The organism is Variovorax sp. dw_308 (assembly GCF_019207085.1).
In the GTDB taxonomy this organism is placed as follows: domain Bacteria; phylum Pseudomonadota; class Gammaproteobacteria; order Burkholderiales; family Burkholderiaceae_C; genus Variovorax.
On sequence record NZ_JAATOM010000006.1, the window covers coordinates 57,957 to 76,572 of the forward strand.

At 66.0% G+C, this 18,616-nt stretch carries 18 protein-coding genes and 1 tRNA gene; 10 read left to right on the forward strand and 9 right to left on the reverse strand.

Annotated elements, in window-relative coordinates:
• Nucleotides 1–194 precede the first annotated feature (194 nt).
• The 3 genes from HCU76_RS14340 to HCU76_RS14350 form a co-directional block, all read right to left on the reverse strand.
• Nucleotides 195–887: a hypothetical protein gene (locus HCU76_RS14340; RefSeq protein ID WP_218509752.1), complete on the reverse strand. Its 693-nt coding sequence runs from the start codon at nucleotides 885–887 to the stop codon at nucleotides 195–197.
• A 516-nt stretch (nucleotides 888–1,403) separates the two neighbouring features.
• Entirely contained in the window at nucleotides 1,404–1,634 is a 231-nt protein-coding gene (locus HCU76_RS14345) for a hypothetical protein (RefSeq protein ID WP_218509753.1), read from the reverse strand.
• A 2-nt stretch (nucleotides 1,635–1,636) separates the two neighbouring features.
• A complete protein-coding gene (locus tag HCU76_RS14350; RefSeq protein ID WP_218509938.1) occupies nucleotides 1,637–1,846 on the reverse strand; it encodes an AlpA family transcriptional regulator in 210 nt (69 codons plus the stop codon).
• A gap of 790 nt (nucleotides 1,847–2,636) precedes the next feature.
• On the opposite strand from HCU76_RS14350, the gene HCU76_RS37205 reads away from it, so the two are divergent.
• The gene (locus HCU76_RS37205) at nucleotides 2,637–3,203 is read left to right on the forward strand and encodes a hypothetical protein (protein ID WP_371319826.1); all 567 of its coding nucleotides are present in this window, start codon (nucleotides 2,637–2,639) and stop codon (nucleotides 3,201–3,203) included.
• 726 nt (nucleotides 3,204–3,929) lie between these two features.
• Here HCU76_RS37205 and HCU76_RS14360 read toward each other — a convergent pair.
• Both HCU76_RS14360 and HCU76_RS14365 read right to left on the reverse strand, forming a co-directional pair.
• A tRNA-Arg gene (locus HCU76_RS14360) sits at nucleotides 3,930–4,004 on the reverse strand.
• A gap of 42 nt (nucleotides 4,005–4,046) precedes the next feature.
• Nucleotides 4,047–4,724: a TetR family transcriptional regulator gene (locus HCU76_RS14365; protein ID WP_218509754.1), complete on the reverse strand. Its 678-nt coding sequence runs from the start codon at nucleotides 4,722–4,724 to the stop codon at nucleotides 4,047–4,049.
• A 168-nt stretch (nucleotides 4,725–4,892) separates the two neighbouring features.
• Between HCU76_RS14365 and HCU76_RS14370 the strand changes: the two genes are divergently transcribed.
• The 4 genes from HCU76_RS14370 to HCU76_RS14385 all read left to right on the forward strand — a co-directional run bounded on the left by HCU76_RS14370 (nucleotide 4,893) and on the right by HCU76_RS14385 (nucleotide 11,645).
• Nucleotides 4,893–6,203 carry an efflux RND transporter periplasmic adaptor subunit gene (locus HCU76_RS14370; RefSeq protein ID WP_218509755.1) on the forward strand — a complete coding sequence of 437 codons (1,311 nt, stop codon included), beginning with the start codon at nucleotides 4,893–4,895 and terminating at the stop codon, nucleotides 6,201–6,203.
• 13 nt (nucleotides 6,204–6,216) lie between these two features.
• Nucleotides 6,217–9,378, forward strand: coding sequence for an efflux RND transporter permease subunit (locus HCU76_RS14375; protein ID WP_218509756.1), 3,162 nt, complete (start codon nucleotides 6,217–6,219; stop codon nucleotides 9,376–9,378).
• 28 nt (nucleotides 9,379–9,406) lie between these two features.
• Entirely contained in the window at nucleotides 9,407–10,804 is a 1,398-nt protein-coding gene (locus HCU76_RS14380) for an efflux transporter outer membrane subunit (protein ID WP_213958530.1), read from the forward strand.
• Between the two features lie 106 nt (nucleotides 10,805–10,910).
• Nucleotides 10,911–11,645, forward strand: coding sequence for a c-type cytochrome (locus HCU76_RS14385; RefSeq protein WP_218509757.1), 735 nt, complete (start codon nucleotides 10,911–10,913; stop codon nucleotides 11,643–11,645).
• A 148-nt stretch (nucleotides 11,646–11,793) separates the two neighbouring features.
• Here HCU76_RS14385 and HCU76_RS14390 read toward each other — a convergent pair whose 3' ends face one another.
• The 3 genes from HCU76_RS14390 to HCU76_RS14400 all read right to left on the reverse strand — a co-directional run bounded on the left by HCU76_RS14390 (nucleotide 11,794) and on the right by HCU76_RS14400 (nucleotide 13,899).
• On the reverse strand, nucleotides 11,794–12,333 hold the full coding sequence (locus tag HCU76_RS14390; RefSeq protein ID WP_218509758.1) for a DUF2946 family protein: 540 nt from the start codon (nucleotides 12,331–12,333) through the stop codon (nucleotides 11,794–11,796).
• A 136-nt stretch (nucleotides 12,334–12,469) separates the two neighbouring features.
• The gene (locus HCU76_RS14395; protein WP_218509759.1) at nucleotides 12,470–13,450 is read right to left on the reverse strand and encodes a YheT family hydrolase; all 981 of its coding nucleotides are present in this window, start codon (nucleotides 13,448–13,450) and stop codon (nucleotides 12,470–12,472) included.
• Nucleotides 13,450–13,899, reverse strand: a complete 450-nt coding sequence (locus HCU76_RS14400) for a nuclear transport factor 2 family protein (RefSeq protein ID WP_218509760.1) — start codon at nucleotides 13,897–13,899, stop codon at nucleotides 13,450–13,452. The genes HCU76_RS14395 and HCU76_RS14400 overlap by 1 nt, the downstream gene beginning before the upstream one ends.
• Before the next feature lie 156 nt (nucleotides 13,900–14,055).
• Between HCU76_RS14400 and HCU76_RS14405 the strand changes: the two genes are divergently transcribed.
• Nucleotides 14,056–14,688 carry an isoprenylcysteine carboxylmethyltransferase family protein gene (locus tag HCU76_RS14405; protein ID WP_218509761.1) on the forward strand — a complete coding sequence of 211 codons (633 nt, stop codon included), beginning with the start codon at nucleotides 14,056–14,058 and terminating at the stop codon, nucleotides 14,686–14,688.
• A 188-nt stretch (nucleotides 14,689–14,876) separates the two neighbouring features.
• Here the strand turns inward: HCU76_RS14405 and HCU76_RS14410 are convergent, their stop codons facing one another.
• Complete coding sequence (locus HCU76_RS14410; protein WP_218509762.1) at nucleotides 14,877–15,638, reverse strand: hypothetical protein; 762 nt, start codon at nucleotides 15,636–15,638, stop codon at nucleotides 14,877–14,879.
• A 47-nt stretch (nucleotides 15,639–15,685) separates the two neighbouring features.
• Between HCU76_RS14410 and HCU76_RS14415 the strand changes: the two genes are divergently transcribed.
• The 4 genes from HCU76_RS14415 to HCU76_RS14430 all read left to right on the forward strand — a co-directional run bounded on the left by HCU76_RS14415 (nucleotide 15,686) and on the right by HCU76_RS14430 (nucleotide 18,447).
• Nucleotides 15,686–16,273, forward strand: coding sequence for a LemA family protein (locus tag HCU76_RS14415; RefSeq protein ID WP_218509763.1), 588 nt, complete (start codon nucleotides 15,686–15,688; stop codon nucleotides 16,271–16,273).
• A 151-nt stretch (nucleotides 16,274–16,424) separates the two neighbouring features.
• Nucleotides 16,425–17,339, forward strand: a complete 915-nt coding sequence (locus tag HCU76_RS14420; protein ID WP_371319827.1) for a YgcG family protein — start codon at nucleotides 16,425–16,427, stop codon at nucleotides 17,337–17,339.
• A 2-nt stretch (nucleotides 17,340–17,341) separates the two neighbouring features.
• The gene (locus tag HCU76_RS14425) at nucleotides 17,342–17,860 is read left to right on the forward strand and encodes a TPM domain-containing protein (protein WP_213958488.1); all 519 of its coding nucleotides are present in this window, start codon (nucleotides 17,342–17,344) and stop codon (nucleotides 17,858–17,860) included.
• A complete protein-coding gene (locus HCU76_RS14430) occupies nucleotides 17,857–18,447 on the forward strand; it encodes a nucleotidyltransferase family protein (protein WP_371319828.1) in 591 nt (196 codons plus the stop codon). The genes HCU76_RS14425 and HCU76_RS14430 overlap by 4 nt, the downstream gene beginning before the upstream one ends.
• Nucleotides 18,448–18,616: the final 169 nt, after the last annotated feature.

The following is an 18,616-nucleotide window of genomic DNA, read 5'->3' on the forward strand; positions in this document are numbered from 1 at the left end:
CCCGATGACGCAGCGCAGATCAAGCGCTTCTGGGATCTCGTTTGCCGCGATGCCGATCTCGGCGTGCCATTTCAGGTCGAAGCAGTTGATCTCTTCATGCCAGTCGCGGGCGCGGATGTTGTGCCCGTCGGTGATATGCACCGCGCAAGGCACCTGCCCCGCGCGACGCATGACCTTCAGGGGCTCATCCCCGATCAAACGAACGACTCCTGTACGACATTGACCTCAGCGCCTTCCCAGCGGCGTCCGTTGAGATAGGAGAGAGGCGCCGGAATGAACTGGCCGTCGTTCTTGGTCCAGTCGAGCGATTGCTTGAGCGCCTCCAGGTGGTCGAGGATCTCGGCCGCGACGCTCTCGGCGCCGGCCTTCTTCCAGACCTGAAGACACTTGCCCTGCGCCTGCTTGCGAACGGATTTCGGCCAGGATGCCCAGAACGCGGCGAAGCCGGAAGGAGGATCGTTCAGCGCCGAGCGCGAGATGTCTCCTTCCTTTTCCTTTCCTTCCCTTCCCCCCTGCGCGTCGATCTCACCTGCGTCACCCGTGCCGACGCGTGCCTCACGCGTCATATCCGAGGGAGGTGCCGGCAGTCGGCTGGCTCCTTCGCGCGGATTAACTCGCTGGTGGGTGTTGAACGACGGCACCACTGCGTAGCCAGCGCCGTACACAACAACCAACTCGGCGTCGAGGAGTTCGGCGCACAACCCCGCGATGTCACAGTTGTCGGCGGGGAAGTACCGGAGCTTGAACGTCGAAGGCTTCCACAAGAGGCGCCCTTCTCGATCAGCCTCCAACCAGGTGGCGATATACAGCAGCCTTGCAAGCGGCGACAGCCCGACGACGTCGACGCTGGTGAAGAACTCCGGTTTGATCGTGCGGATATGAGCCATCAGGCAGATCCTCCCAAGACCGGCGTTGCGTCCACAAGCGCGCAAAGATCGTCGATGGTGTCGTGCTGCTTGATTCGCCCACAGTGCTTAGTGAAGTAAGTTGCAGCGCCGTCCGGCGTCTTCGCACAGTAGAGGTCATGTCCGCGTCGCGCCAAAAGGCCGGTTAGCAGCTGATGGGTCCACCGGCTCGGACGGCCGTCTGGAAGCGCGGAGATGAGCTTGATGGAGGTCAACTTTGGGGAAAGCGTTCCGGCCGGGTTGCTTGATTCGCCGCGCGAGGCTTTGCGCCGCTTCGATGACGTCCGGCGCGGGCGGAAAGGTGCCTGGGACAATCGTGCTGCGGGCTGTTCGGGCGTGTTTGTCCCTGGCCGCCGCATTGGGCCATTGAAATTGATGTTCATTTGGTGCTTGCGACCGACTTAGCCGGCCTGCAGGATGAGAGCCGTACCGCTTCACGCTTGGAAGCGGACGGGACCTAGGAGGAGGATGTGCGCGAGGGCGCTTCAACCAACGCTGTTAGTGGGCGGGCTTTCGCAATTGGTGTTCCAGAACTGACAGGAAGCCGTAAAGCTCCTGCGAGCCACACTCGTTATAGATCGCCATCGTGTCCTGGTAGAGCTGACCGTTGACGACGTGCCCCAGTTCCAGCTGGTGGAGGTAGTCATACGCTGCCGCTTCACCGCGCAAAATATCGCCATACGGAGAGCGTGTCGCGGCAACTCTTTCGATAGTCTTATTCTTGGCCATGATCAGGTGCTTCCCAAGGACTTGATAAGGGCCTGCAGATCCGACTTTTTCCAGAAGGTCATGCCGGACTCCCGCACAGGGGCGGGATAGCGGCCCTCCTTCACGCCCTTCCACCATGTTGAGCGGCTGACTGGGAACTCGGTGAGGACGCCCGCAAGGCGCAGCAGGCGTTCGGATTCGACGGTGGTGTGGCAGGTGTTTGTTGTTGCCATGATTTGTTCCTTGTTGTCGTCCCATCACCGAGCAATTGCAGCGCCGCATTGACCACGCTTTCGCGCGGTCATAAACTGCACCTCGTCCTTCCAAGACTGGGTTCTGTAGCCGCTCGGCTTAAGGACCTTTGGCAGCACCTGGCGAAGAGATTCGCCAAGGTGCGCCGCCTTTTAGACACGATGAACTCGCATCGGCCTGGGTCGAATATAGCGACCTTTGCTGTTCTGCGCACATCACTGATTTTCAATTTCCCTTTCAAATCAATGAGTTAGCGGTACTCGTGTATCAACATTGTGTTGAGCGCTCAACGCTTTCGTAGGTTTTTTCGCCAGTCCTCGGAACCATTGAAATTCCGTAGGCATCCTAGGGTTATTCCACTATGCGAAATTATTCGTTGCGAGTTCGCAACGATTTTGAGTCGACTGGGCGCGTCGCGATGACAAGAGAGCCGATCCGGCACCGCTCGCGGCGCTGACAAGTAACAGTGACCTCGGGTTGGCCGCTTCGACGGGAACTTGAGGTGGCGCTCGACCCATCGACGGCGTAGCCGCTGCCGCCGTCGGCAAATCCAAACCTGAACTACTTCGACGGCGCCAGCGGCGGCCAGTTCAAGATCGATTTTTTCCCGCCGGCGACGGCACGCTGAAGAGGGTCAACCGCTGCGGTGCCTGCACCGATGACCGCCCCATCATCTGGCGCGAGAACTTTCGTAACCGTTGAGCAAGCCTCTTATACAAATACGCCCGTAACACGCCAGGCGCCAAGCAGGCTTTCACGCTGATCGAACTGATGATCGTGGTGGCGGTCGTAGCCATCCTCGTGGCCATCGCGCTGCCGGACTACTCGCAATACATCAAACGCTCCCCGAAGGGCCGAGGCCCGCGCCGAGGTGTTCAAGGGCGAAGGCTGGCTGGAGCGTTACTTCACCAAAAACAACGACTACACAGTACGCCGACCAACACCACTAAGCCCGTCTTCACTGCATGTTCGGCGCGGTGCCCGCGGGCGGCCCTGCGCGCTACAACATCACACTGGACGCGAATATCAGTGAGCTACACGATGACGGGTGACTATTGGTGTTGGAGCGTAGCTGTAGGCGTAGAACTGCACGTCGGCCTGCGGGACTTAGAGTTTCCGCACACGTACAACTGTTGTCCCCGAAGATCGGGCGGCATCTTCTTGCCGAGCCCAGGCAGACGCAATTCGAGCATAGCGGCAAGCCCATCGACAGCGACTTTGTCGAAGGGGTCGAATGCTGGGTCGGTGAGCCTGACTTGTAGGGGCTGTTATTGGATTCAAGAGTCCGAGCTGTGCTGGGAGAAGCACGAGCAAGCCGCTCACGGCCTATCGCGATGAATACGAGCCGCGGCGCGAGGCGCGTCGATCGGCACAGCTCTTCAAGCTAAGACTACAGTTGTTACCGGTGCGACAGATACCAGACGTGGAGATGTGGCACCTTTGACGAGTGAGCACTGCCATCTTGGAAGCCGCAGTTGGGTCGCTCCAATTAGGAGCTCTCGGGCTGATCGCCGTCGACGCTCTCGCTGGCAAGTTCATGGCGCAGACCGGGCGTCGAAGTCCATGAAGAACCGCGTCGCCTGCCCCCCATTCGACAGTGCTGGCGAGCCAGTCCTCGATTTCCTCGTGCTGATGCTATGGGTAGTCGACCAGCAAGAGGTCCAATGGCGACGCGCGTTTAGACGACACACGCTTCCCGGCGACGAGGAAATCGTCAAACTCGAGGCTTGCAGCCTCGTAGGACTGGAGAGAAATCCCCGGGTCGGAGGCCGCAGCCAGGCGGCGGGCGCAGCGGTGGTTTGACCGCTCCACAGTTTTCGGCGAGCGCGCGCAACTCAAGAGGGCAGCACCGACTTGCTCAGCCATCACCTCGCTGCGAAACATGGCGCTTTCTGAGGCAGTCCGGAATATGCCCCCACTTCGCGAATCTGTGCCCCCAAAGATGCCCCCATGTACGCTCGGATTCGCGCATACTTGGATGGACGACATCGGACAGATCGAGCAGATCTCTCGAGGGGAAAACAAAAAAGTCCGGACGGTAAAGGACCGATCCGGACTCTAGAATGGTCCCGCCGCCAGGAATCGAACCTGGATCTCAGCCTTCGGAGGGCCGAATTCTATCCGTTGAAATACAGCGAGAGAGGTTTGCGCCGGTGCTGAACCGGAGCCTCGCATTATCGCCTATTGCGTGGCATGACCCGCATATTCAGGGGCTTTTGCGTCGACCCCCTTTGGCCCACTGCCTCGAGCGAATCCCAGGCCGGCGAGGTACGCATTGAAAGTGCATCGCCCCGTCGCCACCAGCGCGAAGGCCTCCGGATCCAGCAGCCAGTTCTGGATCAGCCCGCTGATCAGCGCATGCAGGCCCTGCGCGGCCATCGGCGCGGGCACGGTGAGCTTGACCTTGGCACTGCGCGCGGCCCGGCGCAGTGCGTCCTCGAAATCGCTCACGCAGGCATCACGGCATTCCTGATGGCGACGCTGCAGGGACGCGGTCTCGCCGGCGTACTCGACCTTGTGCGTTGCCACCTCGAAGACGCGGCGCACCTGCGGATCGGTCGCGACCTGGCGCAAGGCAGTGACCATCGCGTTCTCGATCACGTCCAGCGGGTCCAGCGCAGGATGCTCACCCATGCGTCGCGCGGCCTCGAGCGGCAAGGTGACGCGCTCCAGCATCGCGTGGAACAGATCGGCCTTGTCCTTGAAATGCCAATAGACGGCGCCGCGGGTGGCGCCCGCATGCTCGGCGATCTGCTGCAGCGAGGTGCTCGATACCCCCTGCTGCTGGAACAGCAACTCGGCCGCATCGAGCAGACGGTGGCGGGTGGCGAGTGCTTCTTCCTTCGTACGGCGTGCCAATGCACCTCCTCGGTTAAACAGGTTCCGGTCGACCGGCGCACCAATATACATACACCGCCGTATGTAAACTAGCGGGCCTGCCCAGGTCTCGGCATTGCCACGGTTTTTGCTTTGCAGACTGCGCCTGGTCCCGTCTCTCTCTCCTCGCTGTTCACTGGAAGGAACCGCATGCCTGCCTCGCATGTCACTCAACGTTTGTCGTTTTCGATGCGTGCACTCGTCGCCGCCGTCACCACAGTGACGCTGCTGGCCCTTGCCGGGTGCGGCAAGGGCGAGGCGCCGGCAGCAGGCGGCGGTGCGCCCGCAGGTGGCGCTGGTGGCGGCAAGCCGCCGGCGCCGGAAGTGGGCGTGGTCGTGGCGACGCCCGGCAACATCGGCCTGGTGACCGAACTGCCGGGCCGCCTCGAAGCCTCGCGTGTGGCGCAGGTGCGCGCCCGCGCCGCCGGCATCCTGCAGGAGCGGCTGTTTCGCGAAGGCAGCGACGTGAAGGCCGGGCAGCCGCTGTTCAAGATCGACCCGGCCCCCTACGCTGCGGCCGCGCAGAGCGCCGCAGCCGCCCTGGCGCGTGCCGAGGCCAACGCCGCGCAAGCCCAGGCGCTGGCCGATCGCTACAAGCCGCTGGTCGAGGCCAATGCGGTCAGCAAGCAGGAATACGCCACCGCCGTGGCGTCAGCCAAATCGGGCGTGGCCGACGTGGCCGTGGGGCGCGCGGCGGTGACGACCGCCAACATCAATCTCGCCTACGCCACCGTGACGGCGCCGATCTCGGGCCGCATCGGCCGCGCGCTGGTCACCGAAGGCGCACTGGTCGGCCAGGGCAATGACGTGACGCAGCTGGCGGTGATCCAGCAGATCAACCCGCTCTACGTGAACTTCACGCAATCGGCCACCGACGTGATCAAGCTGCGCCGCGCGATGGACGACGGCCAGTTCAAGCGGGCCGATGGCTCCGGCGCCGCCAGCGTCCGCATCGTGCTCGAGGACGGCACCGAATACCCGCTGGCCGGCAAGCTGCTGTTCACCGACCTGACGGTGGATGCGACGAGCGGCCAGGTCATGCTGCGCGCCGAGGTGCCCAACCCCAAGGGCAACCTGTTGCCGGGCCTCTATGTGCGCGTGCGCATCGAGCAGGCGCGGGTCAACGATGCCATCACCGTGCCGCAGCAGGCCGTGACGCGCACCCAGCAAGGCGACACGTTGTCGGTGGTCGAAGCCGACGGCAAGATCACCAAGCGCACCGTGAAGATCAGCGCCGCGCAGAACAACCAGTGGGTCGTGCTCGATGGCCTGAAGGCCGGCGAGCAGGTGATGGTGGACGGCTTCCAGAAGCTCCAGATGTTGCCCCCCGGCACGCCGGTGAAGGCCGTGCCGTGGAAGCCGGCGGAGTCTGCCACTGCCGCAGCCCCTGCGCAACCCGCCGCCCCCGCCCCTGCCGCCCCCGCCGAGGCGGACAAGCCGGCACCGGCCGCGAAGCAGTAAGGAGCCCGCCCGCATGGCCAAGTTCTTCATCGAGCGTCCGATCTTTGCGTGGGTGATCGCGCTGTTCATCATCGTGATGGGCAGCGTTGCCATCACGCAATTGCCGATCTCGCAGTATCCGCCGGTGGCGCCGCCCGCCATCGTCGTGACCGCCGCCTACCCCGGCGCGTCGGCGCAGACCCTTGAGGACAGTGTGCTGTCGGTGATCGAGCGCGAGATGAACGGCTCGCCCGGGCTGATCTACATGGAATCGGTGGCGCAGGCCGACGGCACCGGCACCATCACGATCAGCTTCGAGACCGGCACCAATCCCGACCTCGCGCAGGTGGACGTGCAGAACCGCCTGTCGCGCGCCTCGCCGCGGCTGCCGGCCGCGGTGACGCAGCAGGGCGTTCGCGTCGACAAGTCGCGCAACAACTTCCTGCTGTTCACGATCCTCTCGTCGGACAACCCGGCCATCGACCCGATCGCGCTGGGCGACTATGCCTCGCGCAACGTCGTGCCCGAACTGCAGCGCGTGCCCGGCATCGGCCAGGCGCAGCTGTTCGGCACCGAGCGCTCCATGCGCATCTGGATCGACCCGAACAAGCTGCAGGGCCTGAACCTGTCCGCCGGCGACGTCAACAACGCCATCCGCGGGCAGAACGCGCAGGTGGCCTCGGGGTCGATCGGCGACCTGCCCAACGTCACCGGCCAGGCCATCGCGGCGACGGTCGTGGTCAACGGCCAGCTCACCTCGGTCGAGCAGTTCGGCAACATCGTGCTGCGCGCCAACACCGACGGCTCCGCCGTCCGGCTGAAAGACGTGGCGCGCATCGAACTGGGCGGCCAGGCCTATTCGACCTCGGCGCGCCTGAACGGCCAGCCGGCCGTGGGCATCGGCGTGCAGCTGGCGCCGAGCGGCAACGCGCTGCAGTCGGCCAAGGCGATCCGCACCAAGATGACGGAGCTGGCCAAGTACTTCCCGCAAGGCGTGAAGTGGACCATTCCGTACGACAGCTCGCGCTTCGTCAGCATCTCCATCACCGAAGTGGTGAAGACGCTGCTGGAGGCCGTGGCGCTGGTGTTCGTGGTGATGTTCCTGTTCCTGCAGAACTGGCGCTACACGATCATCCCGACCATCGTGGTGCCGATCGCGCTGCTGGGCACCTTTGCCGTGCTGTTCGCACTGGGCTTCTCGATCAACGTGCTGACGATGTTCGGCATGGTGCTGGTGATCGGCATCGTGGTGGACGATGCGATCGTGGTGGTGGAGAACGTCGAGCGCATCATGAGCGAGGAAGGCCTGCCGCCGCTGGAGGCCACGCGCAAGGCCATGAAGCAGATCTCGGGTGCCATCATCGGCGTGACCGTGGTGCTGATCTCGGTGTTCGTGCCGCTGGCGTTCTTCGCCGGCTCCACCGGCAACATCTACCGCCAGTTCTCGGCGGTGATGGTGGCCTCCATCGCCTTCTCGGCCACGATGGCGCTGTCGCTCACGCCGGCACTGTGCGCCACGCTGCTGAAGCCGGTCGAGGCCGGGCACCACCATGAGAAGACCGGCTTCTTCGGCTGGTTCAACCGCGGCTTTTCCAGCACCGCCAAGGGCTACGAAAGCCTGGTGGCGCGCATCCTGAAGCGCGCGGCGCGCTACCTGATCATCTACGTGGCGATCATCGTGGCGGTGGTGTTCGTGTTCCGCAGCCTGCCCACCTCGTTCCTGCCGCAGGAAGACCAGGGCAACATCATCGTCAACATCCAGCTGCCGCCGGGCGCGACGCAGGAACGCACGCTGTCGGTGGTCAAGCAAGTGGAGGACTTCATCCTGAAGCAGCCCGAAGTGCAGAGCATGGTGGGCGTGCTGGGCTTCAGCTTCTCCGGCCAGGGGCAGAACGCGGGCCTCGCCTTCGTGACGCTGAAGGACTGGGACCAGCGCCGCGAAGCGGGCCACTCTGCCGATGCGCTCGCGCAGCGCGCCTTCGGCGCGCTGATGGGCGTGCGCGACGCCTTCATCTACCCGCTGTCGCCACCGCCGATTCCCGAACTGGGCAATGCCAGCGGCTTCACGTTCCGCCTGCAGGACCGCGGCGGCCTCGGTCACGAGGCGCTGATCAATGCGCGCAACCAGCTGCTGGGGATGGCGAGCCAGAGCAAGCTGCTGACGCAGGTCCGCCCCGATGGCCTGGAGGATGCGCCGCAACTGCAGATCGACATCGACCGCGACAAGGCGAACGCGCTGGGCGTGACCTTCGATGCGATCAACACGACGCTGTCGACCGCGCTCGGCTCCGCCTACATCAACGACTTTCCGAACCGCGGACGCCTGCAGCGCGTGGTGGTGCAGGCCGACGCGCCGGCGCGAATGCAGCCGGGCGACCTGCTCCAGCTCAACGCCAGCAACGTGCAGGGCCAGCCGGTGCCGCTGAGCACGTTCGCGACGACGCGCTGGGTCAATGGCGCGCAGCAGACGGTGCGATACAACGGCTATCCGGCCGTGCGCATCTCGGGCTCGGCCGCGACGGGCTACAGCTCGGGCGCGGCGATGAACGAGATGGAGCAACTGGCCGCGAAACTGCCGGCCGGCTTCGGTTTCGAATGGACCGGCCAGTCGCGCGAGGAAAAGCTCGCCGGCTCGCAGGCGATCATCCTGTACGGCTTCTCGATCCTCGCGGTGTTCCTGAGCCTGGCCGCGCTGTACGAGAGCTGGACCATTCCGCTGGCCGTGATCCTGGTGGTGCCGCTGGGCGTGCTGGGCGTGCTGCTGGCCACGCTGCTGCGCGCCTATTCGAACGACGTGTACTTCCAGGTGGGGCTGATCACGATCATCGGCCTCTCGGCGAAGAACGCGATCCTGATCATCGAGTTCGCGAAGGATCTGCAGGCCTCGGGGCGCGGCATCGTCGAGTCGGCGCTGGCGGCGGCGCACCTGCGGTTCCGGCCGATCGTCATGACCTCGCTGGCCTTCGGCCTCGGCGTGCTGCCGCTGGTGCTGGCCTCGGGCGCGGGCTCGGCCAGCCAGCGCGCGATCGGCACCGGGGTGCTGGGCGGCATGCTGACCGGCACCTCGCTGGCCGTACTCTTCGTTCCGGTGTTCTTCGTGGTGGTGCGCACGCTGTTCAAGGGCAGCAAGCGCCAGCATGAAGCGGACTTGCGCCATGCGCAGGCCGCAGGCATCCAGGAGGAAGCCCATGACTGATCGCGAGCACGCCATGTCTTCACGCAGCATGAAACTTATCCCACTCGCGTTGGCCGCGGCACTGTTCGTGACCGGCTGTTCGCTCGCGCCCACCTACGAGCGCCCGGCCGCACCGGTGCCGACCGTGTTCCCCGGCGACCCGTCGCAGCCCGGCGGCGCAGCCGCATCGACCGTGGCCTGGCAGGACTTCTTCACCGACCCGCGCCTGGCCCGGCTCATCGAGACGGCGCTCGCCAACAACCGCGACCTGCGCGTCTCGGTGCAGAACATCGAGCAGGCCCGCGCGCAGTTCCAGGTACAGCGCTCGGCGCTGTTCCCCAACGTCGGCGTATCGGCCAATGGCTCGCGCACCAGCCCCAATCCGTACCAGGCGATCGGCCTGGGCGGCAGCGTGCTGTCGCAGTATTCGGTCAACCTCGGCATCACCGCCTGGGAGCTCGACTTCTTCGGCCGCATCACCAGCCTGAAGGACTCGGCGCTGGCCCAGTACCTCGCGACGGAAGAGGCGCGCAATGCGGCGCAGATCAGCCTGATCGCAGCGGTGGCCAACGGCTGGCTGCAGTTGCTGGCCGACGAGGAACTGCTGGAGATCACGCGCCAGACCCTGGCCACGCGCGAAGACTCGCAGCGCCTGACCAAGATGCGCTTCGACAACGGCGTGTCGTCCGAAATCGACTTCCAGGCGACCAGTTCGCTCGCCGAGAACGCGCGCGCGGCTCTCGCGGCACTGCAGCGCCTGCGCATTCAGGACGAGAACGCGCTCGCCTTGCTGCTCGGCGCACCGGTGCCGGCCGAATCGATGAGCGGCATCCGCAGCCTCGAAGACGCCAGGCCCATGGCCGATGTGCCGGCCGGCCTGCCATCCGACCTGCTGACGGACCGGCCCGACATCCGCGCCGCCGAGCAACAGTTGATCGCTGCCAATGCCAACATCGGCGCAGCGCGTGCGGCCTTCTTCCCACGCGTGGCGCTGACCACGTCGATCGGCACGGCGAGCACGCAGTTCTCCAACCTGTTCGACAGCGGCACCAAGGCGTGGGCCTTTGCACCGCAGATCACCTTGCCGATCTTCGATGCGGGCCGCAACCAGGCCAACCTCGACTCGGCACGCGCAGGCCGCGAGATCGCCGTGGCGCAGTACGAGAAATCGATCCAGAGCGCTTTCCGCGAAGTGGGCGATGCGCTCGCTGGCCGGCAGACGTTCGGCGAGCAGGTGCGCGCATTGCGTGCATCGACGGATGCGGAAAACGTGCGCCTGAAGCTCAACACCTTGCGCTGGCGCAACGGCGTTGCCAACTCGCTCGACCTGCTCGACTCCCAGCGCGCGCTGTTCGTCGCGCAGCAGGCCGCGGTGCAGGCGCGGCTGCAGCAACTGCAGAACCAGGTCACGCTGTACAAGGCGCTGGGGGGCGGCTGGAAGGGATGAACGGGCGCAAGAAGCTTTGTTCCGCGGCCCGAGGCGAGCAATAGCCCTCCCTATAATCGCCGGTTGATTTGCAGACCCCCGAGAAGCCCCCGATTTTGAGGACGCCATGAGCGCAGACCCGCACTACCAGGCCACAGAAGAAGCCCACACTGGCCCCATCAAGAATCCCAAGCAGCTTCTGCTGGCGGTTTTTTTCTCGTTCGTCGTACCGATCGGGATCATCTTTGCACTGGTTGCCTACGTGGTGTCGGGCTCGCAGCCCGCTGGCGCGGCCAAGACCGAGCTCGACCTGTACGGTGTCACCAAGGAGGCGCGCGACACGGAAGTGGCGGATCGCCTGAAGCGCGTCGGCAGCATCGAGATCCGTGACGCCAACCGTCCGCTCGTGCAAGGCGAAGTGGTGTTCAAGACGCAATGCGCCGCTTGCCATGGCGCCCCCGGCCTGCCGACCGCACCACACTACGGCGACGCTGCCGCCTGGGGTCCGCGTATCGGCCAGGGCTATGCCACGCTGCTCGAACATGCGCTGAAGGGCAAGGGCGTGATGCCGCCCCAGGGCGGTGGCGACTTCGAAGACCTGGAAATCGGCCGTGCCGTGGTCTACATGGCCAATGCGGGTGGCGCCAAGTTCCCCGTGCCGGAACGGCCGGCCGAAGGCGCCGCGCCGGCGGCGGATGGTGCGGCGGCTCCTGCTGCGCCGGCTGCTGCGGCTCCTGCTGCTGCGGCTGCTGCTGCGACTGAAGGTGCACCGGCTGCTGCTGCGGCGGCGGCTCCTGCGGCAGCCCCTGCCGCCACCACCGCCGAGGCGGCGCCTGCTGCTGCACCGGCACCGGCCAAGTAAGCACGCAGACCCTGCAAGACGAAGCCGACCCCCGAGGTCGGCTTTTTCATTGGCGCGGTGGATGCCACGCGTGACTCGCTCGTTGCCGCACGCAAACCGAGTCCTTTGCCCGGCGCCGACGCCGACCCGCCCGGATGCCGGTGAAGCGCTACGCGCGCTGCGCGGCATGCATCGCCGCGGGGCTCATGACGTGCCCAAAGCGCGCGGGCAGATCGGCGGCGAGGACATCCTCCGGCTGCCAGCGCCCCTGCTCGATGGCTTCGGCCGCCACGCCCACATCCTGCGTGTGGACCAGGCCCAAGCCGGCATCCGCGACGAGATAGAGCTTTCCCGCTTCGTCCATCAGGCAGGCGGTGGGTTCGGCGGCAGCGCCGGTGTGCGCCGTCACGGCGAAGTCGCCCTCGGCAATGCGCCATACGAAAGGCGCCGCTTCCAGTTCCACATACACGCGCTGCGGCCCGTTCTGGAAGAACCATTGGCCGGCATCGTCGTGTTCGTAGTTGCGCTGGATGAAGTCGATCAGCTTGGCATGCTCCAGCAGCGAGCCCCGGGCCTCCACGAAGGATCCGGCCGCCTGCGTGCGATCGTCGCGCAGATACCAGTTGCCACGCGCATCGAGACCGAGCCAGCCGTAGCAATGCGGCACGTTGGGCCATTTGACAAGGGCTTGCTTGACGATGTCATCCATGCGGGCATTTTGCGCGCATGGATCCGGCACGCACGGCCCGGGTCCGAATGAATCTGCACCATGCCTGATCGCGCCGCATCGCGCCACCCGGTTGCGGGCATCCGCAGCCCCACAGGCGCGGTGCAGCCGCCCACCGCTATTGCGCCCGCAACCACTCCCCCACCGCCTGCGGCATCGTCTGCACATGCCCCGGCGGCAACCCGCGCGGAAAGCCCACGTGCCCGCCCTGCGCCGGTTGCCACAGCGTGACATTGGCCCCCACCTCACCCGGACGCGGCAGGCTGTCCGCCGGCACGAAGGGGTCGTTGGCCGCGTTGACCACCAGTGCCGGGATGCGGATCTCCGACAGGTGCGGCTTGGCCGAGCCGCGGCGCCAGTAGTCCTCGGTGTCCTTGAAGCCGTGCAGCGGCGCGGTGAAGACGTTGTCGAAGGTGTAGAGGTCGCGGGCCGCGACGAGCGCCTCGCGGTCGAACAGGCCGGGATGCTGTTCCAGCTTGGCCAGCGCCTTGGGCTTCATGGTCGACAGGAACATGCGCGTGTAGACCAGCTTGTTGAAGCCCTGGCCGATGGCGCGACCGCCGGCGGCCAGGTCGACCGGCGCCGACACCGCCGCCACGGACCGCACGATGCGGCTCGCGCCGTTGCCCGCTTCCTCGGCCCAGCGCAGCAGCGCATTGCCGCCAAGCGACACGCCCGCTGCATACATTTCGCCGCCGCCCGCGGCATCGTGCTTCGCGCGAAGCCGCCCGAGAATCCAGCCGATCTCCTCGAAGTCGCCCGAGTGGTAGGCGCGCGGCCCCAGGTTCAGCTCACCGCTGCAGCCGCGGAAGTGCGGCACCGCGAAGGCCATGCCGCGCGCCGCCGCAAAGGCCGCAAAAGCCTCGGCATAGTGGCTTCGCGACGAGCCTTCGAGCCCATGGAACAGCACCAGCAATGGCTGCCCCTTGCGCACCGGCGCTTCGAGAAAGTCCACATCGACGAAGTCGCCATCCGGCGTGGGCCAGCGCTCGCGCCGATAGACCGGTGCGGGGCCCTCGGTGCGACGGCCATAGAGTGCGGGCCAGATGGTTTGCAGGTTGCCACCGGGCAACCAGCGCGGGGCTGCGTAGGTCTGCATCAATGAAGGGTCTGGGGGAGTTCGCTCGCGTCGTCGGGTTCGCGGGCGGAGCCGGGGCTGGCATGGTGCGCGACCATGCGCCAGCCCTCGGCGGTCTTGTGATAGACGTTGGTGGCCAGCACGTAGGCGTGGCGAGGGCCGTCGGGCGTGAGCACCTCGATGCGCTCCAGCACGTTGTGCACCGCGCTGGCCAGCGACTCGACCTTGCGCACATGCGCCGGCGTGGCATGGATGGCGCCGTTGCCGAACATCTGCTCGAAGGCTGCCCGGATCGCCACCGGCCCGACCAGGCGCGGACCGCCAGGATGCACGCAGAACACCTCGTCCTCGTCGGACCAGCAGGCCATCAACGCCTCGACGTCGCCACGCTGCAGCGACTCGTAGAAGGCGGCCTCGACATCGTCGGCGGTGCCGCCCAGGGCGGCGGCTCGGTGAGGGGTCTTGGGCATGGCCCGATTTTGCCTTGCTCTCCCGTGATCGGTCCGATGGTCGGGAGGCTTTGATTCACGATCAACTGACAAATAAGTGTCGTCAAGCAAGAAATGTCAAGTCTTGACAGCCCGGCACGTTGGGCCGATCTTGCGCAGACAACTCCAGGGGATCGCATGCTCACCCAGACCACCCTTGCCGGGCCGGCGCCCGCGCCCTTCCTGGTGCGTCGCCGCATCGCCATCTGGCGGGTTCTGCTGGGCAGCATCCTGCTCGCGCTGTTGCTCGGGGAATCCGCGTCGCCGCCGCCGTGGCTGATGAGCGCGATGGTGCTGGTGGCGATTGCCTTCGTGAGCCTGGCGCTGGTGGGACGGCTGTGGTGCGCCCTCTACATCTCCGGACGCAAGGGAACGATGCTGGTGAAGGACGGCCCCTATTCGATGTCGCGCCATCCGCTCTATGTCTGCAACCTCATCGGCATGGTCGGGCTGGGCGCGCTCACGGGCTCCCTGCTGGTGTTGACCGTGCTGGTCGCCGCTTTCGCGATCCTGTATCCGGCGGTGATCAGGGCCGAGGAGCAGCTGATGCAGGACCGCTTTCCCGAGTACGCGGTGTACGCGCACGCCACGCCGGCCTTTGTCCCGCAGGTGGCGCTGTACCGCACGCCGGCCGAGTGGACCGTCAATGTCCGCGCCTACCTGCGCAACGCCCGTGATTCGATCTGGTTTCCCTTGATGACGGCGGTGATCGCGGGCATCCGGCATGCGCACGATATCGATGTGCTGCCGGAGTTGTTCGACTTGGTATAGGCCCCGAATGCGCCTGCGGCGCCACGTGCGGCCGCAGGAGGCGGCTGCTCTTGCGGGCGGGCCGTCCAAGCCTGCACGGGCAGGCCTCGAGCCGCGGCCCTCAGTCCCTCAAGCGGGTGCACCCAGCGGCACGGCAAAGTCGGTTCCGCGGGTGCCCCCGAATGAATTCCTGGCAACAACAGACTGCTTCACCTTGTTGTGCCTCCCAGCCAGCCGTCCACCACCTCGTCGAGGCTGCCTTGCGTGGCCCGCCACACGATCTCCGGCGAGGCCACGTGCACGCCCGGTGGCGCCACTTGCAGGGCGCGCTCGACGAACTCCGCGACCTTGCTCGCGCGCACCGGCTGCTCGCTGCTCGGCACCATGAAGCGAAAGATCGAAAGCATCCACGCGGCCAGTCGCTCGGCTGGATTCGCGAAGCGCTGCGCCGTCGGCTTCTGCGCCGAGCGCACGAGCAGCACGCGCTCGAAGCCCAATGCGACGACGGCATGCTCGTCGAGGCCGGCCAGGCCGTGCTTGAGGGCGTCGGGCATGCGGCCTTGCGCATGCGGTTGCACGACGGCGATGGTCCGCACGCCGCAGGCCTTCAACCAGCGCGCGAGCTCGGGCAGGTCGGTTGGCGCGGGTGTCCACAGCGCACGCTCGCGATCGTGAAAGAGCCGAGGCGGATCGAAGGACACCAGCGCCACGTCCGCCGCGCACAAGGGCCACTGCGCGATCGGCAAGGCGGGCACCTGCAAGGACGCGACGCCGCGCAAGCCATCGGTGATCGGCTCCTTCGCGAGCAACAGCAGCCGCGCATACCGTTGCGCCCCGGCCAGGCGGTTGAACAACTCGTTGCCCAGCGCACCCGTGGCGCCGGCCAGCAGCAGCGTGGATGCGGCGGTACGTGCAGGCGGTGGCACATGGCGGCCCGCGGCCTGAATCGCTTGAAAGGTATCGACCGCCATGGCATCTATGCTACCGTCGCCGCCTTGTCTTGCAGGAGGAACGAACGATGAAACGCTGGCTGTTCATGATCATGGTGGCCCTGTCGTTGACGGGCTGTGGTTACAACGATTTCCAGACGCTCGACGAGAGCAGCAAGTCGGCCTGGAGCGAGGTGCTCAACCAATACCAGCGGCGCGCGGACCTGGTGCCGAACATCGTGGCCAGCGTGAAGGGCGAGGCCAGCTTCGAGCAGGACACCTTGACCAAGGTGGTGGAAGCGCGGGCCAAGGCCACGTCGATCCAGGTCACGCCCGAGACGCTCAACAACCCCGAGGCCTTCAACAAGTTCCAGCAGGCGCAGGGCGAACTGTCGGGTGCGCTGTCGCGGCTCATGGTGGTGGCCGAGAAGTATCCGCAGCTGCAGGCCAATCAGGCTTTTCGTGACCTGCGCGTGACGCTGGAGGGCACCGAGAACCGCATCACCGTGGCCCGCAACAACTACATCAAGACGGTGCAGGCGTACAACGTGCTCTCGCGCAGCTTCCCGACCAACATCACGGCGAAGATCTTCGGCTATCCGCCGAAGCCGACCTTCAGCGTCGAGAACGAGGCCGAGATCTCGAAGCCGCCGAAGGTGGACTTCGAAAAGAAATAGGCGCGCTCCCGGTCTCCGCGCAAAACATGTGACTTCCCTCCAGGCTTCGCGCACCGCGTGCGCTTCCGCCCCTTGCCGAGAACGACGCAGTCGGCTTGGTCATTCCGGGTCCGAGGCGATTTCCGAAGGGACCGTGCCGGGGGCGGCACTGGTGAAGCGTGTCCTCGCCGCCCTCTTGCTGTTCACTCTGGTGCTGGGCACGGCCTTCGCGCAAAACGTGCAGCCGGTGCCCGCGCTCACGGCGCGCGTGATCGATCAGACCGGCACGCTCGATGCCACGCAGCGCCAGGTGCTGGAGGCCAAGCTCGCCGATTTCGAGACGAAGAAGGGCTCGCAGATCGTCGTGCTGATGGTCGCGACCACGGCGCCCGAGGACATCGCGAGCTATGCGTACCGCGTGGCGAGCACCTGGAAGATCGGGCGCAAGGACATCGGCGACGGCGTGCTGGTGATCGTTGCCAAGGACGATCGCAAGATGCGCATCGAGGTGGCCAAGGCCCTCGAAGGCGCGGTGCCCGACCTGGCGGCGGCGCGCATCATCGACAACGAGATGAAGCCGCGCTTCCGCAACAACGACTTCGCGGGCGGGCTCAGCGCTGCCACCGACCAGCTCATCGCGCGCATCAATGGCGAGGCGCTGCCGGAGCCGACGGCCCGCGACAGCGGCGACGATGGCTTCCACATTGGCGACGTGGACTGGGGCGAACTGGGCATCTTCCTGTTCTTCGGCGTGCTGGTGGTGGGACGGGTGGCACGCTCGATCCTGGGCAGCAAGCTGGGGCCGCTGGTCACTGGCGTGGGCGCGGGCGTGGTGGCGATGGTGATCACGTCGAGCATCGTGCTCGCGGTGATCGCGGGCATCGTGGCGCTGGTGTTCACGCTGGTGTCGGGCGCGATCGGCCTGCCGGCGTTGGGCGGCGGGCGGCGCGGCGGCTTTGGCGGGGGCGGCTTCGGTGGGGGGTTCGGCGGCGGTGGCGGCTTTGGCGGCGGCTCATCGGGCGGCGGCGGTTTCAGCTCCGGCGGGGGCGGCGATTTCGGTGGCGGCGGCGCCTCGGGGGATTGGTAGGCATGGCCGATTTCTTCTCCAGGCTCGGGCGCATCTGGCGCCATCGCTGGCTCGACGAGGCGCAGGTGCGCCGCGTGCTGCCCGAGGACATGCTGGAGCGGCTGACGCGCCGCGTGGCCGCCAGCGAGCATCGCCACACGGGCGAGATCCGCATCTGCGTCGAGGCCGGCCTGCCGATGTCCTACCTGTGGCGCGACGCCCCGGCGCGGCAGCGCGCGATCATGCTGTTCGGCAAGCTGCGCGTGTGGGACACCGAACAGAACAACGGCGTGCTGGTCTACCTGCTGCTGGCCGAGCACGCGATCGAGGTCGTGGCCGACCGCGGCATCGATGCGCATGTCGATGACGCCGAATGGGCGGCCATGACGAAGCGCATGGGCGCCGCCTTCCGCGAAGGCCGCTTCGAGGACGGGCTGACGCAGGCGCTGGAGGAAGTGTCGGCCTTGCTGGTCGAACACTTCCCGAGTGCGCCGGATACGCCCTCGCGCAACGAACTGCCCGATGCGCCCGTGATCCTGTGAACGTGCCGGCGGAACAAGCGGCACGCTTCATCGAGGAGGTGCTGCGCAACGATCACAACCGCGTCATCCTCGCGCGAATGCCGGCGCTGGCGCTGCCCGATGCGTGGCTGGTGGCGGGCTGCCTGTTCCAGACCGTATGGAGCCTCCGTGCCGGGCGCGCGCCGACCGATGGCATCCGCGACTACGACCTGTTCTATTTCGATGGCAGCGATTTGTCGGAGAAAGCCGAGCAGGCCGTGGGTGCACGCGTGCATCGCCTGTTCGAAGACCGCGGCATCGTGGTCGAGGCGAAGAACCAGGCGCGCGTCCATACCTGGTACGGCGACTGGTTCGGGCATGACTATCCGGCGCTGACCTGTGCCCGAGACGGCATCGACCGCTTCCTGGTGGCCGGCACCTGCGTCGCACTGCAACCGGGCCCGCACGGACCGACGCTGTATGCGCCGCACGGGCTCGACGCGATCTACGACGGCGTGCTGGCGCCGAATGCGCTGTGCGACCACCGTGCGCTGTACCTGCGCAAGGCCCGCGACTATGCGGCGCGCTGGCCCGGATTGCGGCTGGCTGAGGTAGCTGGGGGCGTTTGAAGCAGGAAATACGGAATCGGACTTGACCGTACGCGAAGGACGCGAAGAAACGCGAAGGACGCAAAAAAGTCAAAAGATAACCAAAGAAGCATTTTTTGGTTTCCTTTCGCGTCCTTCGCGAAACCTTCGTGTCCTTCGCGTACGGTCAAGTCCGCATTCCCGCTGCCTT